Raw genomic sequence first — 13,818 nt, 5'->3', positions numbered from 1 at the left:
AAGTGACGGTGGTCCGTGCGTGCGGCAAGGTATGTTCGTGAGCGGAAAGGGTCATTTTCGCAGTTGGACGAAATGGCCCGGTGATATCAGCTGGAGGGAAACTCACACATGAGCGGATACTCGACGATCGTGGTCGGCACCGACGGATCGGAATCTTCACTGAAGGCCGTCGATCGCGCGGGCGCCATCGCCGGTGACGCGACCGTCGTCATCGCCTGCGCCTACTTCCCGAACGATGGGAAGTCCGCGAGCGCTGCAACGGACGCACTTCGCGACGAGGCGTACCAGGTGATGGGTTCCTCGCCCACCGAGGAGATCCTGCGCACCGCCAAGGAACGTGCGACGACCGCCGGCGCCAAGACCGTGGTTCAGCGTGCCGTGCAGGGCGCTCCCGTCGACGCGTTGCTTCAGCTCGTCGTCGACGTGCAGGCGGATCTGCTCGTCGTCGGCAACAAGGGCCTCAACTCGATCGCCGGCCGCTTGCTGGGCTCGGTTCCGGCCGATGTCGCACGCAAGGCTGCGTGCGACGTGCTGATCATTCACACGACGTAGTCCACTGCGGCGAGGGTCTCGTCGTCGTCAATGGGCCGGCATGTCGTTGAGATCGGGTGGAAGATCCCGCGCGTGCACGACGACGAGGCGCTGCGTGGCTCGCGTGAGGGCCACATACAGATCGTTGTAGCCGCGCGGTGATTCACGGACCAGCTCGGCGGGTTCGACGAGGATCACGTTGTCGAACTCGAGGCCCTTCGCGGCCGTGATCGCGTGCACCGACACATCGAGTCCGAGTTCGACTGCCTGCGCCCGGACGTCGTCGACGGTCCCGTCGGAAGTGATGATCGTTGTCAGCCCGGGCCACTGGGAGTCGTCGGCGAGACGTGCCGCAGCTCGGTCCGGATTCTCGTCCGCGAGCGCATACGGTTCGATTCCATTGGAGCGCAGCGACTTCGGTGCCGATTGTTCCGGGTTGATCCATGCCAGCACCCGGGTCGCATAGTGCATGATCTCCGACGGCGTCCGGTAGTTGACGGTCAGCTCGTGCAGCCGCCAGCGATTGGCCACATACGGTTCGAACACCTCGCGCCACGATGCGGTGCCCGCGGCGTCGCCGGTCTGCGCGGTGTCACCGATGACGGTCATCCATCGATTCGGGATGCGCCGCATCACCATTCGCCACGCCATCGGCGAGAGTTCTTGCGCCTCATCGACGATCACGTGCCCGAACGTCCACGTCCGGTCCTCGTACGCGCGTTCGGCCGTGGTGCGCCGCTCGGTGTGCACCTGTCGTTCGGCGAGCTGCTCGGCGTCGATCAGGTCGTAGGCCATCAGAATCTCGGGGTCGAGGTCGTCTTCGAGATCCTGTGGCGCGGAACCGGTCAGGATGTCCAGTGCGTCCTGCGCCTCGGAGAGCTGCTGCCGCCAGCGAGCACGGTTCACCTGGTCGGCCTCATCGGTACGGTAGCCGACCAGCTCCGCCAGTTCGTCCAGAAGCGGCACGTCGGCGGGGGACAGGTCGGCGTCGTCGGGGAGCGGTCGTGATCGACGCAGCAGAGCCGTGCGGTCCGCATCGGTCCATCCACGAGTGGCCTTCCGCAGATACGCCGGGTCGGCGTACAGGTCCCGCAGCACTCCCTGCGGTGTGAGAGTGGGCCAGAATTCCAGCAACGCCTCCACCACGTGCGCGTCGGACTCGAGTTCGCTTCGGATGTCCTCGAGGTCCGCGTCGGTGAGTAATTGGGAGCCGTCCAGCTCGCTCGCCCCGATCCGGTGCGCATGCACCCCGGCGAGCTCGTCGAGGGCGGCGCGCAGGAACGCCCGCTGCGCCAGGTTGTGTGCACGACGGGTGGACCGGGCGTGGGCGCGCGCAGTCTTGATCACCTCGGCGTCGATGGGCAGTTCGTAGCCGTCGAAATAGGTGACCAGCCCCTTGCCGGGCAGTGCCTGCCGGGCCCGCACCGCGGCGCGCAGGACGTTCAGCATGCGCTCGTCTCCCTTGAGTGCAGTGGCCGACCGGGTGTCGTGCCCGCGCGCGTGCACGTCCGGGAACAGGTCGGCGACCGTCGACAGCAGGACACCGGTCTCGCCGAGGGACGGCAGAACCTGGCCGATGTACCTGAGGAAGTCCTCATTGGGTCCGAGGATGAGAACGCCGCTGCGTGAGAGCAGGTCCCGGTACGTGTACAGGAGGTAGGCGGCTCGGTGCAGGGCCACGGCTGTCTTTCCCGTACCCGGACCGCCTTGGACGACCATCACACCGCGATGCGTCGATCGGATTATCTCGTCCTGCTCACGCTGGATCGTCTCGACGATGTCGGTCATCTCACCGGTACGCGCTGCGTTGAGCGCGTCGACCAGAGCGGACTCGTTCACGACGTTCGCACCTGTGCTGTCGTCATCGATGTGTCCGGACAGCAGATGCTCGTCGGAGACCGACCGCACGGCCCTCGAGCGGGTGCGGATGTGGCGGCGGCGCTCGACGTCCTCGGGTGACGCCGGAGTGGCCAGGTAGAACGGGCGGGCCAGCGGGGCGCGCCAATCGAGGAGCAACGTGGTATCGCGCGCATCGTCGTCGAGGATGCCGATGCGGCCGATGCGACGCACCTCAAGTTCGGACCGCGAGTCCGGGGAGGAATCGACCATGTCGAGGCGGCCGAAGTAGAGGTTGTGCTCTGCCGCATCGATCTTCACCAACTCGTCCGAGTACATCCGCTCGTACGACTCGCGCTCGGACAGTGCCTGCGGGGTACCCGCAGATTCGCGCAGTGTCTCACCGAGTCGACGGCGGGTCGTGGCACGCATGCGGTCCAGTCGTCCGTACACGGCGTCCAGATGCGACTGTTCTTCGGGGAAGCGGGAATCGGAGGTCACGATCAACCAATGCTACCGGCTGTCACCGGGATGAAACCCTGTGCGAAGAACCACAGACGGGTGCGGAATATTCACCGCGTCAGATGACCCGGCCGCAGAGACAAAGAGCCCCTCACCGTCACGGTGAGGGGCTCGTTGTCGCTGCGAGTCCGGACTCAGTTCGCTGCGCGCGAACGGAGCCTGCGGGTGCGTCGAGCTGCCTGATCGCCGGCCTGCACCGCACGCCCGCGTGCCTTGGCAGCGGCATCCGGAGCTCGGTCGGCAAGCTGATCGGCGAGCTTGTTGGCGCGGCCGCGTGCCTGTGCGGCGGCGTCGGGTGCTCGGTCGGCGAGCTCACCTGCGAGCTTGTTCGCGCGGCCGCGTGCCTGGGCAGCCACGTCCGGTGCCCGGTCGGCCACTTCGCCTGCGAGCTTGTTGGCGCGGCCGCGTGCCTGTGCGGCGGCGTCGGGTGCCCGGTCGGCCACTTCGCCTGCGAGCTTGTTCGCGCGGTCACGCGCGGTTGCGGCGACCTCGGGTGCTCGGTCGGCGACCTCGCCTGCGAGCTTGTTCGCACGCGAGCGCACAGTGTCGAGAACCTCGGGCGCGCGCTCGGACACGGTGGTCGAGAGCTCGGCGGCACGGTGACGAGTCGTTTCGGCGAGCTGCGCGGACGTCTCGGCGAAGTCGGATCCGCTCGAGTTCGACGCGCCGAACGGAAGTGCGCCCGCGACGTTCTCGCGTGCATCGCCGATCCTGCGGCGGCCCCGCCATGCCAGGGAGGGCTTGCCCTCCGTGTCGGCGGATGCGATCAGGACGCCGCCCAGCAGGCCGACGTTCTTGGTGAAAGCGGCGCGCTTGGCGGAGCGGAGTGCGGGGTCGGTCTCGTTCCAGAAATCCGTCTCGTAGACGGTCGACGGGATCAGCGACCCGGCGAGGATGGTGGACGCGATACGCGGCGCCTTGCCGAGGGCGAGTGCCGCACCGGCACCGACCTGTACTGCGCCGGTCACCTTGATGATCGTCTCGGCGTCGGCGGGGACGCCGTTCGGGACGGCCTCGCGCCCGGCGTCGAGGACCGGCTGCACGGCATGTGCGGATTCGGTCGGCGAACGGAGAGCGTCGACCCCCGACGCGATGAACGCCGAACCGAGGAGCGGGCGGGCGAGCTTGCGGAGCAACATTGAACTTCGGCCTTTCGTCGCGGAAATAATGACGTGCGTGCTGCTGACGGTCCAGTTCCTCTGCTCGTCGAGGATGCCGAACCTGGCAGTCCGTCAGGAACGAACGCAGCGTCCGCACCTCACGTTACAGATTTCGGATCGTCGAGGAAGCAGACCCGGCGGGGCCCGGCCCGCCGGATCACCAGCCGCGTTCGCGCCACTTCGGCAGATCGGCCCGTTCTGCGCCCAGCGAGGTGTCCTTGCCGTGACCGGGGTAGACGACGGTGTCGTCGCCGTGACGCGCGAAGAGCTTGGCCTCCACGTCGTCGATGAGGGTCTCGAAGTCGTCCGGCTGCCACGTCTTCCCGATTCCGCCGGGGAACAGCGAATCGCCCGTGAACAGGTGGGTGCGGCCGGAGCCCTCGGTGAGCGCGAGTGCCACCGACCCCGCGGTGTGGCCGCGCAGGCCGATCACGGCGAGTTCGAGGTCGCCGACCCGAACGGTGTCGCCGTCGGTGAGCAGAGTGTCGGCGGTGACGGGGAGTGCCTCCGCGTCGTCGGTGCCGACTGCGGTCGGCACGCCGAGGCCGGCTCGAACCTCCTCGAGCGCCTGCCAGTGGTCCGGATGGCCGTGCGTGGTGACGATCTGGCGGACGGTGCCGGGAATCTGCGCCGCTAGGGTCGTGAGAACCGATGCGTCGTTCGCTGCGTCGATGAGGAGGGCGTCGCCGGTTGAGGAATCGATCACCACGTAGGCGTTGTTGTCCATGGGGCCTACCGAGATCTTGACGACCGTCGCGTTGTCGAGGACTCGTCGCTGGGCCCGGTTCTGCTGGTCGTCGCCGGAGGGGGAGACGTCGCCGGTGTACTCGTCGGAAATCTGGATCTGCTGGGTCATGCCCCCACGTTAGCTGTCGGATGGGGCCCCACTGGGCGGGAATTGTCGTAGCTCCCGCGTAGTCTTGGCTGCCGGGGGAATCTGTCGTGATAGTGAGGAAAGCTAGTGGTTGATCGCCTGATCGTTCGTGGGGCACGCGAGCACAATCTGCGTGGCGTCGACGTCGACCTGCCGCGTGATTCGCTGATCGTCTTCACCGGTCTGTCCGGGTCGGGGAAGTCGTCGTTGGCGTTCGACACGATCTTCGCCGAGGGGCAGCGCCGTTACGTCGAGTCGCTGTCGGCGTACGCACGCCAGTTCCTGGGGCAGATGGACAAACCGGATGTGGACTTCATCGAAGGTCTGTCGCCCGCCGTCTCGATCGACCAGAAATCGACCAACCGGAACCCGCGGTCGACGGTGGGCACCATCACCGAGGTCTACGACTACCTGCGCCTCCTGTACGCACGTGCGGGCAGCGCGCACTGCCCGACGTGCGGTGAGAAGATCGCTCGGCAGACGCCGCAGCAGATCGTCGACCAGGTTCTCGAGATGGACGAAGGCGTCCGTTTCCAGGTGCTGGCGCCGGTGGTCCGGACTCGTAAGGGTGAGTTCGTCGACCTGTTCTCCGACCTGCAGACCCAGGGGTTCGCGCGTGCCCGCATCGACGGTGTGGTGCACCAGCTCGCCGATCCGCCGAAGTTGAAGAAGCAGGAGAAGCACGACGTCGACGTCGTGGTCGACCGACTGGTCGTGAAGCCGTCGGCCCGGCAGCGGATGACCGACTCGATCGAGACCGCCCTGCGTCTGGCCGATGGCATCATCGTCCTCGATTTCGTGGACGTGGATGAGAACGCTCCGGACAGGGAGCGCCGTTTCTCCGAGAAGATGGCGTGCCCCAATGCGCACCCGATCGCGATCGACGACCTGGAGCCGCGTGCCTTCTCGTTCAACTCGCCGTACGGCGCTTGTCCCGTGTGCGACGGCCTCGGCGTGCAGAAGGAGGTCGATGAGGGACTCGTGGTCCCCGATCCGGAGACCACCCTGCGCGACGGGGCGATCGCGCCCTGGTCAAACGGGCACAACGCCGCATACTTCCTGCGGTTGGTCGAGGGACTGGGCGATCAGATGGGCTTCGACGTCGACACCCCGTGGAGCAAGCTGCCGCGCAATGCGCGCAAGGCGCTGCTCAACGGCTCGGATCACCAGGTGCACGTCAAGTTCCGGAACCGCTACGGCCGGACCCGCTCGTACTACACCGAGTTCGAGGGGGTGATGGCGTTCCTGGCCAGGCGCGCGGACACCACCGATTCGGAGCAGATGAAGGAGCGCTACGAGGGGTACATGCGCGACGTCCCCTGCCCGACGTGCAGCGGCACTCGTCTGCGCCCGGAGATCCTCGCCGTGACGCTCGACCACCCGGTGCACGGCGCCAAGTCGATAGCCGACGTCACCGCGCTCTCGGTGGCGGACTGCGCCGAGTATCTCGACGGACTCCAGCTGGGCGAGCGCGAGGCCGCGATCGCCGGCCGCGTCCTCAAAGAGGTGCAGGCGCGCATCCGCTTCCTCCTCGACGTCGGGCTCGAGTACCTCTCGCTCTCGCGGGCCGCGGGTTCGCTGTCGGGCGGTGAAGCCCAGCGCATCCGCCTCGCGACCCAGATCGGTGCCGGGCTCGCGGGCGTGCTGTACGTGCTCGATGAGCCGTCCATCGGTCTTCACCAGCGCGACAACCGCCGTTTGATCGACACCCTCGTGCGGCTGCGGGACCTCGGCAACACGCTGATCGTGGTCGAGCACGACGAGGACACGATCCGCTCGGCCGACTGGATCGTCGACATCGGCCCGCGTGCCGGTGAACACGGCGGCCGAGTGGTGCACAGCGGCGATTACGGGGGACTGCTGAAGAACCAGGAGTCGTTGACCGGCGCCTACCTGTCGGGTCGGGAAGAGCTGGAGGTTCCCGCCATCCGCCGTCCCGTCGACCGCAAGCGTCAGGTGACGGTCGTCGGCGCAACCGAGAACAACCTCCGCGGCATCGACGTCTCGTTCCCGCTCGGTGTGCTCACCACCGTCACGGGCGTGTCCGGTTCGGGTAAGTCGACGCTGGTCAACGACATCCTCGCGCGAGTGCTCGCCAACAAGCTGAACGGTGCACGCCAGGTGCCGGGTCACCACACCCGGATCAAGGGGCTCGAGCACCTCGACAAGCTCGTGCAGGTGGACCAGTCGCCCATCGGGCGCACTCCGCGATCCAATCCGGCGACCTACACGGGGGTGTTCGACAAGATCCGCACCCTGTTCGCGGCGACGACCGAGGCGAAGGTCCGCGGCTACCAGCCGGGTCGATTCTCGTTCAACGTCAAGGGCGGCCGCTGCGAAGCGTGCATGGGCGAGGGCACGATCAAGATCGAGATGAACTTCCTGCCCGACGTCTACGTGCCGTGCGAGGTGTGCCACGGTGCGCGCTACAACCGTGAGACCCTCGAGGTGCATTACAAGGGCAAGACGATCTCCGAGGTTCTGGACATGCCGATCGACGAGGCCGCCGACTTCTTCGAGCCGGTCACGTCGATTCACCGCTATCTCAAGACCCTGGTCGAGGTCGGCCTGGGCTATGTCCGCCTGGGGCAGCCGGCGCCGACCCTGTCAGGCGGCGAGGCGCAGCGCGTGAAGCTGGCTGCCGAACTGCAGAAACGCTCCACCGGCCGTACGGTCTACATCCTCGACGAGCCGACCACCGGCCTGCACTTCGAGGACATCAGGAAGCTGTTGCTGGTGATCAACGGTCTGGTCGAGAAGGGCAACACGGTGATCGTCATCGAGCACAACCTCGACGTCATCAAAACCGCCGACTGGATCATCGACATGGGCCCCGAAGGCGGTGACGGCGGCGGCACCGTCGTCGCACAGGGGACACCCGAGGACGTTGCCGAGGTCGACGCGTCGCACACCGGTGTCTTCATCGCGGATCTGCTGTCCGGGGCGGACCAGATGGTGGAGGTCGGCTGATCGACCCACTCGTCGCAACGCTGCGTTCCGCGGGCTGTGTGTTCGCGGAGTCGGAGGCGCGTGTGCTGCGACGGTGGGCGTCCGGCGACGATGAACTGCGGGCGTGGACGGCACGGCGGGTCGCCGGTGAACCACTGGAGCAAGTGGTCGGTCGCGTCGAGTTCGACGGTCTCACCCTGGAGGTGGGTGCGGGTGCATTCGTTCCCCGGCAGCGCTCGGTGCTGCTCGCACGGGTCGCTGCGGGACTGTCCGCGGAACGCGGTGGCGGCACCGTCGTCGAAGCGTGCTGCGGAGTAGCCCCGATCGCGGCGGCCGTGGCTCGGCGGGTGCCGTCGGCCCGCCTCGTAGCGTGCGATTCGGATGCGGCGATCCTGGAGCTGGCCCGCCGCAATGTGCCCGACCTCGAGGTGTTCGAGGGAACGGCGCTGTCGGGTCTGCCCGCTGAACTGCGCGGGCACGTGGATGTGGTGGCCGCCGTGCCGCCGTACGTGCCGACGGGTGCCGCCGGACTGCTGCCGCGCGAGGCGATCGATCACGAACCGGGGGACGCGCTGTTCGGTGGGGGCGACGGGCTGGAGGTCGCAACTGTTCTCGTCCGGGATGCGGTGGATTGGCTCGCCGACAACGGTGCAGTCGCGCTGGAACTGCACCGGGATCAGGCGCCCGCGGCGATCGGCGTCGCGTCCGACCTCGGATACGCAGCGAGTTCGGTGGTCGGTGACGACGGGCAGACCGCGGTGATCGTGGCGGTCGCCGAAGGCCGTGCGCAGCACGAGTGGGTGCGCATACCGTGAACGGATCGGGGTAGCAGGCGAGAGGCAGTGGGTGCGGTGGTCCGGAGGTCGGCGTTACGGATGGCGATCGCGGTGGTCGTCGCCGCTTCGATCGGTGTAGGACTGCCTGCGCCGGCCGCGACGGCGCGGCCCCGTCACGTACGACTTTCTCACCGGTATCCGCGCGGAGCTGACCAACCCTGGCGGCTCCCTTCCCGGGACCAACGACTTCCACTGCAGGCCGAGCGACGCTCACCCGCGCCCCGTGCTCCTGCTGCACGGAAGCGGCGGTGGCAGGCAGACGAACTGGGGGACGCTCGCTGCAGTCCTCGTGCGGGAAGGCTACTGCGTCTTCGCGCCGACGTACGGCGCCCTCTCGACGGTCTGGCCGGTCTCGGCGATCGGCGGCATGGGGCCCAAGATCGACAGCGCGTGGCAGGTGAAGCGGTTCGCTCAGCGGGTGCTCGCGGCAACCGGGTCGCGGGACCTCGATATCGTCGGGCACTCGCTGGGAACAGAGATACCGACGTACTGGATGAAGTATCTCGGCGGGCGGCATGACGTCGCGCATTACGTGTCCCTTGCGCCCTACTGGCGTCAGGGACCGGACGGCGACGATGTGCGTGGTGAGGAGATCGCGCGGTACCGCCGACTGCTGGGTGTCGCCTCGCCGGGACGGCCGGACTGCCCGGAGTGCACAGCGCCGCCGCGTGGCCTGGATTTCAACCGCGCTGTGCGAGTGCCGACGCCGTACCTGACGGGAGTGCATTACACGAACATCGTGACTCGGTACGACGGCATCGTCACGCCCTACACGGCGGGAATCCTGCGCGGACCGGCCGGAACCGACGTCGAGAACGTGGTGGTGCAGGACGGTTGCCGCCTCGACCACTCCGACCACATGTCGATCACGTCGAACCGACGCAGCGCGGCGATGGTGCTGAACGCGCTCGACCCCGCGCACCGAAGGCAGGTCCCGTGGGTGCCGGTCACACCTGTGCGGGGCGCTGGATCTCTCGGCAGCACGGGTCGGTAATGGGGATGCGAGCCGCAGGCGTCGTAGTTAGGGTGGTGGGCATGTCATCGTGTGCAATCGCCGTCACCAGGAACCGCCGCCTGTAGGCGGCGGAATCTCCACCGAAGGTCACTTCCGCCGTACCGGAGTCCAGCCGGGCGGCCGTCTCTGCACGCCCGGACGCGCAATCACGGAAGTGTCCTCACACCATGACTTATCACGGAGGCCGTCATGAGCACGGCCAGAACTTTCTCGCCCACCAGTCGACGATCACCCGGATCACGCGCCTTGTCGCGGACACGGAGGGACCTATCGTCGAGGTCGGTCCCGGATACGGGTCACTGACCAAGAAGTTTCAGAAGCTCGACCGGCCGCTGACCGCCGTTGAGATCGATGGCCGTCTCGTCGATCACCTCACCGCCGTTCTGGCTGCGGAGGTCGAGGTGGTGCATGCAGACTTTCTGACCTGGAAACTGCCACGGCGGCCCCATGTGGTCGCCGGAAATCTGCCGTTCCATCTGACGACGGCGATCCTCCGGAAGATCCTTCACACGCACTCGTGGACGCACGCGGTTCTGCTCGTCCAATGGGAGGTCGCACGGCGACGTGCCGGAATCGGCGGGGCCAGCATGATGACGGCCCAATGGTGGCCGTGGGTGAGCTTCGACGTCGACGCCCGTGTCCCGCAGTCGGCGTTCCGGCCCGCGCCGACTGTCGACGGCGGTCTGCTCCTCATGGAGAAGCGGTCGGCGCCGCTCGTCGACCCGGCCTATCGGAAGGAGTACCGGCAGTTCGTTCACGATGTCTTCACGGGGAGAGGACGGGGCGTGGCGGACATCGTCGCCAGGCGCTCACGTCACAGTGCGATGAGTGCCCGGAACGTGGTCACCGACGCGGGTGTCCGAGCGCGTGCACTGCCGAAGGACCTGACGCCGGTGCAGTGGGCGGACCTCTTCCACGGGATCATCAGCTGACCGGTCAGAGGCCCATCGACTTGCGGATCTCGTCGAGCTTGTTCTGCGCTGCCTTATCGCGCTCGGCCATCGCGTCGTCCAGCGCCGCGGACTCGCGGCCCATCTCGGCGAGTTCCTGACGGCCGATAGCGGTGGTCGTCCGGTGCTCGATCTTGTCGCGGACGAAGTCGAACGTCGGGACGCCGGTCGCGGTGTACCCGGTCACGTCCTCGACCGTCGGGGCGTCGACGTCCGGAGCGAGATCGGGCGACCCCACCGACTCGACGATCTCGGCGTCGATGGGTTCGGAATCGGATGGGTTCGTCATGTCTGCGAGGTTAGTCGCAGCCGAGCGCCCGGGTCAGCCCTTGACCGGCCCCGTGTACTTCTCGCCGGGCCCTTCGCCAGGCTCGTCGGGATGGGCTGACGCCTCACGGAAGGCGAGCTGCAGGGCCTTGACCCCGTCGAGGATCGGCTTGCGGTGCAGACCGAGGTCGGGGGACGCCGCGTTGAACAGGCCGCCGAGTGCGTTGATCAGGGTGCGCGCCTCGGGGAGGTCCTTGTGCTCCTCTTCGCCTCCTGCCTCGGGGCCGATCTTCTCGGCCGCGGCGCTCATCAGCATGACGATCGCGCGGGTGGTGACCTCGACCGCGGGAATGGTTGCGAGTTCGCGGACGTTCTCGTCTGTGGACCCACCTGGTGCTACGTGCGTATGCGCGTCGTCTGAGGAGGGGCTGCCGGTCGAATAGGAGTTAGCGCTCACGGCTGTTAGACTTTCACAGCATGACCGCTCCGGCTGACGCCGGGGTAGCAAGAGGAACGTTCGAGTCCCACCGTACGACGCGGGGTCGCAAGATCCGAGTTGTTGTCCGGTTCCGGTCACACCGTTGCGAGACGACGGAGCGTCACCAGCGAGCGATCGCAGAAGGTGAAGCCTCGCGCGTGATGGTGTTCGTTCGGTCTCGATCTCCTCGAGCTGCCAGTTCTCCTGGCCGGCCACGTGAGTACACATTTATCGAGGAGGCCACATCAGCACTGAAACCCGCATCAACGAGCGCATCCGCGTTCCCGAGGTCCGACTTGTCGGTCCCGGGGGAGAGCAGGTGGGCATCGTGCGTGTTGAAGATGCGCTTCGTCTGGCTTACGAAGCCGACTTGGACCTGGTAGAGGTCGCGCCCGACGCGCGTCCGCCGGTGTGCAAGATCATGGACTACGGCAAGTTCAAGTACGAGGCAGCGCAGAAGCAGCGCGAGTCCCGCCGTAATCAGCAGATGACCGTCGTCAAGGAGCAGAAGCTCCGCCCGAAGATCGACGACCACGATTACGAGACCAAGAAGGGTCACGTCGTCCGGTTCCTCGAAGCGGGTTCCAAGGTGAAGGTCACCATCATGTTCCGCGGACGTGAGCAGTCCCGCCCCGAGTTGGGCTTCCGGCTGCTCCAGCGTTTGGGTAACGATGTCGCCGAGTACGGCTTCGTCGAGACCTCGGCCAAGCAGGACGGCCGCAACATGACGATGGTTCTGGCGCCGCACAAGGGCGCGAAGACGCGGGCCAAGGCCCAGCAGTCGGTCAAATAGCCGACGAGCAGAGAACAACTCCGCACCAGCGGGTTCGCACTGCACCGCACCGCGGTGCCGTACGAGTTCGCCCGAATGAAGGACAACCATGCCGAAGAGCAAGACCCACAAAGGCACCGCGAAGCGTTTCAAGGTGACCGGCAGCGGCAAGATCGTTCGCCAGAAGGCGAACCGTCGCCACCTCATGGAGCACAAGTCGTCGCACCGCACGCGTCGCCTCGAAGGCACCACCGTGGTGAGCGACAAGGACGCCCCGCGCATCAAGCGACTGCTCAACCGCTGATCTTCACTGACGATACGTAGAAGGATTCAAGACTAATGGCACGTGTGAAAAGGGCCGTCAACGCCCAGAAGAAGCGTCGCTCCATCCTGGAGGCATCGAAGGGCTACCGCGGGCAGCGGTCGCGCCTGTACCGCAAGGCGAAGGAGCAGCAGCTCCATTCGATGACCTACCAGTACCGTGATCGTCGCCAGCGCAAGGGCGACTTCCGCAAGCTGTGGATCACCCGCATCAACGCTGCGGCGCGCGCGAACGACATCACGTACAACCGCTTCATCCAGGGCCTCAAGCTGGCCGAGGTCGAGGTGGACCGCAAGGTTCTCGCCGACCTCGCCGTCACCGATCCGGCAGCCTTCACCGGCCTCGTCGAGGTGGCTCGCAAGGCTCTCCCGGCCGACGTGAACGCGCCGGTCTCCTGATCTCATCCCCGAGATCTGCTCGTCGAGCAGACGCGAGCAGCGGCCTCTCGTCGAGAAGAGCATGAAGTGAACTCGCAACGACCCGCGACAGACGTTCTCACCGAACGATCGTCGCGGGTCGTCGCGTTGGCGAAGCTTCAGCGCGCGTCGGTCCGGCGCAGCGAGAAGCGTTTCCTCGTCGAAGGATTCAACTCGGTCGACGCTGCGTTGGCCACCGGCCGTGCACGCTCGGTACTCGTGCGCGAGCGCGATGAGGACCGCCATGCCGCTCTCGTGGAACGTGCGCAGGCAGCTGGTCTGCCGATTCGTCGATTGTCGGACCGTGCCGCCGACAAACTCTCGGAGACGACTACCGCCCCGGGTGTCTTCGCGGAATGCGACATCCTCACCGCGCACCTCGTCGATGTGCTCGGGGAGGCGCCACAGTTCCTCGTGGTGGCCGTCGAGCCCCGTGAGCCCGGCAACCTCGGAACTCTCCTGCGATGCGCGGACGCCATGGGCGCAGATGCGGTCCTGGTCCTCGGTGACGCGGTGGATCCGCACAACGGAAAGTGCGTCCGCGCATCCGCGGGGAGCGTTTTCCACATCCCGGTGGCCCGCGACCCGGATGTGGCGGGCGCGCTGAGGGCGATCGCTGCGACCGGTGTCCGCACGATCGCCACCACGATCGACGGAGAGCTCTCCGTGGACGACGCCGATGAACTCCTGGGGTCGCCGCACGCGTGGCTGTTCGGAAACGAGGCCCACGGACTGCCGGAGGTTATCGCGGCCGGCGCCCACCAGCGTGTGTCGATCCCGATTCGCGGTCGCGCCGAGAGCCTGAACCTCGCCGCGGCCAGTGCGATCTGCCTGTACGCCAGTTCGCGCGCGCAGAATCGCTGACGGTCTCCCCGGCGGCCCTCGCAGCC

The 13,818-nt window shown here is 67.0% G+C and carries 14 protein-coding genes; 9 read left to right on the top strand and 5 right to left on the bottom strand.

Annotated features, from left to right (window positions below; genetic code table 11):
- The first annotated feature begins 108 nt into the window (after window positions 1–108).
- Entirely contained in the window at window positions 109–552 is a 444-nt protein-coding gene (locus FO044_RS08520) for a universal stress protein (RefSeq protein WP_132991475.1), read from the top strand.
- A gap of 27 nt (window positions 553–579) precedes the next feature.
- Here the strand turns inward: FO044_RS08520 and FO044_RS08515 are convergent, their stop codons facing one another.
- The 3 genes from FO044_RS08515 to FO044_RS08505 form a co-directional block, all read right to left on the bottom strand.
- Window positions 580–2,868, bottom strand: a complete 2,289-nt coding sequence (locus FO044_RS08515) for an ATP-binding domain-containing protein (RefSeq protein ID WP_244945731.1) — start codon at window positions 2,866–2,868, stop codon at window positions 580–582.
- A 155-nt stretch (window positions 2,869–3,023) separates the two neighbouring features.
- The gene (locus FO044_RS08510; RefSeq protein WP_132991474.1) at window positions 3,024–4,028 is read right to left on the bottom strand and encodes a DoxX family membrane protein; all 1,005 of its coding nucleotides are present in this window, start codon (window positions 4,026–4,028) and stop codon (window positions 3,024–3,026) included.
- 178 nt (window positions 4,029–4,206) lie between these two features.
- The gene (locus FO044_RS08505; protein WP_143965476.1) at window positions 4,207–4,905 is read right to left on the bottom strand and encodes an MBL fold metallo-hydrolase; all 699 of its coding nucleotides are present in this window, start codon (window positions 4,903–4,905) and stop codon (window positions 4,207–4,209) included.
- 105 nt (window positions 4,906–5,010) lie between these two features.
- Here FO044_RS08505 and uvrA point away from each other — a divergent pair, with 105 nt between their 5' ends.
- From uvrA to erm, 4 genes are all read left to right on the top strand, one after another.
- On the top strand, window positions 5,011–7,893 hold the full coding sequence (gene uvrA, locus FO044_RS08500) for an excinuclease ABC subunit UvrA (protein ID WP_143965475.1): 2,883 nt from the start codon (window positions 5,011–5,013) through the stop codon (window positions 7,891–7,893).
- Between the two features lie 38 nt (window positions 7,894–7,931).
- Window positions 7,932–8,687, top strand: coding sequence for a N5-glutamine methyltransferase family protein (locus FO044_RS08495; RefSeq protein WP_244945730.1), 756 nt, complete (start codon window positions 7,932–7,934; stop codon window positions 8,685–8,687).
- Between the two features lie 244 nt (window positions 8,688–8,931).
- The gene (locus FO044_RS08490; protein ID WP_425323579.1) at window positions 8,932–9,702 is read left to right on the top strand and encodes an esterase/lipase family protein; all 771 of its coding nucleotides are present in this window, start codon (window positions 8,932–8,934) and stop codon (window positions 9,700–9,702) included.
- Between the two features lie 188 nt (window positions 9,703–9,890).
- On the top strand, window positions 9,891–10,655 hold the full coding sequence (erm, locus tag FO044_RS08485) for a 23S ribosomal RNA methyltransferase Erm (protein WP_143965473.1): 765 nt from the start codon (window positions 9,891–9,893) through the stop codon (window positions 10,653–10,655).
- Window positions 10,656–10,659: 4 nt separating this feature from the next.
- Here the strand turns inward: erm and FO044_RS08480 are convergent, their stop codons facing one another.
- Both FO044_RS08480 and FO044_RS08475 read right to left on the bottom strand, forming a co-directional pair.
- Window positions 10,660–10,962 (bottom strand): hypothetical protein, encoded by a 303-nt coding sequence (locus FO044_RS08480; protein ID WP_132991468.1) that lies wholly within the window; start codon window positions 10,960–10,962, stop codon window positions 10,660–10,662.
- 33 nt (window positions 10,963–10,995) lie between these two features.
- The gene (locus FO044_RS08475) at window positions 10,996–11,397 is read right to left on the bottom strand and encodes a DUF1844 domain-containing protein (protein ID WP_132991467.1); all 402 of its coding nucleotides are present in this window, start codon (window positions 11,395–11,397) and stop codon (window positions 10,996–10,998) included.
- Between the two features lie 247 nt (window positions 11,398–11,644).
- Between FO044_RS08475 and infC the strand changes: the two genes are divergently transcribed.
- From infC to FO044_RS08455, 4 genes are all read left to right on the top strand, one after another.
- A complete protein-coding gene (infC, locus tag FO044_RS08470) occupies window positions 11,645–12,211 on the top strand; it encodes a translation initiation factor IF-3 (RefSeq protein ID WP_132991466.1) in 567 nt (188 codons plus the stop codon).
- An 88-nt stretch (window positions 12,212–12,299) separates the two neighbouring features.
- The gene (gene rpmI / locus FO044_RS08465; protein ID WP_132991465.1) at window positions 12,300–12,494 is read left to right on the top strand and encodes a 50S ribosomal protein L35; all 195 of its coding nucleotides are present in this window, start codon (window positions 12,300–12,302) and stop codon (window positions 12,492–12,494) included.
- A gap of 35 nt (window positions 12,495–12,529) precedes the next feature.
- Window positions 12,530–12,910 (top strand): 50S ribosomal protein L20, encoded by a 381-nt coding sequence (gene rplT, locus FO044_RS08460; protein ID WP_132991464.1) that lies wholly within the window; start codon window positions 12,530–12,532, stop codon window positions 12,908–12,910.
- Window positions 12,911–12,976: 66 nt separating this feature from the next.
- Window positions 12,977–13,792 carry a TrmH family RNA methyltransferase gene (locus tag FO044_RS08455; RefSeq protein ID WP_186290517.1) on the top strand — a complete coding sequence of 272 codons (816 nt, stop codon included), beginning with the start codon at window positions 12,977–12,979 and terminating at the stop codon, window positions 13,790–13,792.
- Window positions 13,793–13,818: the final 26 nt, after the last annotated feature.

It is taken from the genome of Gordonia zhaorongruii (assembly GCF_007559005.1).
In the GTDB taxonomy this organism is placed as follows: Bacteria; Actinomycetota; Actinomycetes; order Mycobacteriales; family Mycobacteriaceae; genus Gordonia; species Gordonia zhaorongruii.
The sequence above is the reverse complement of the archived record's forward strand: the minus strand, read 5'-3'. Positions and strand labels throughout refer to the sequence as shown.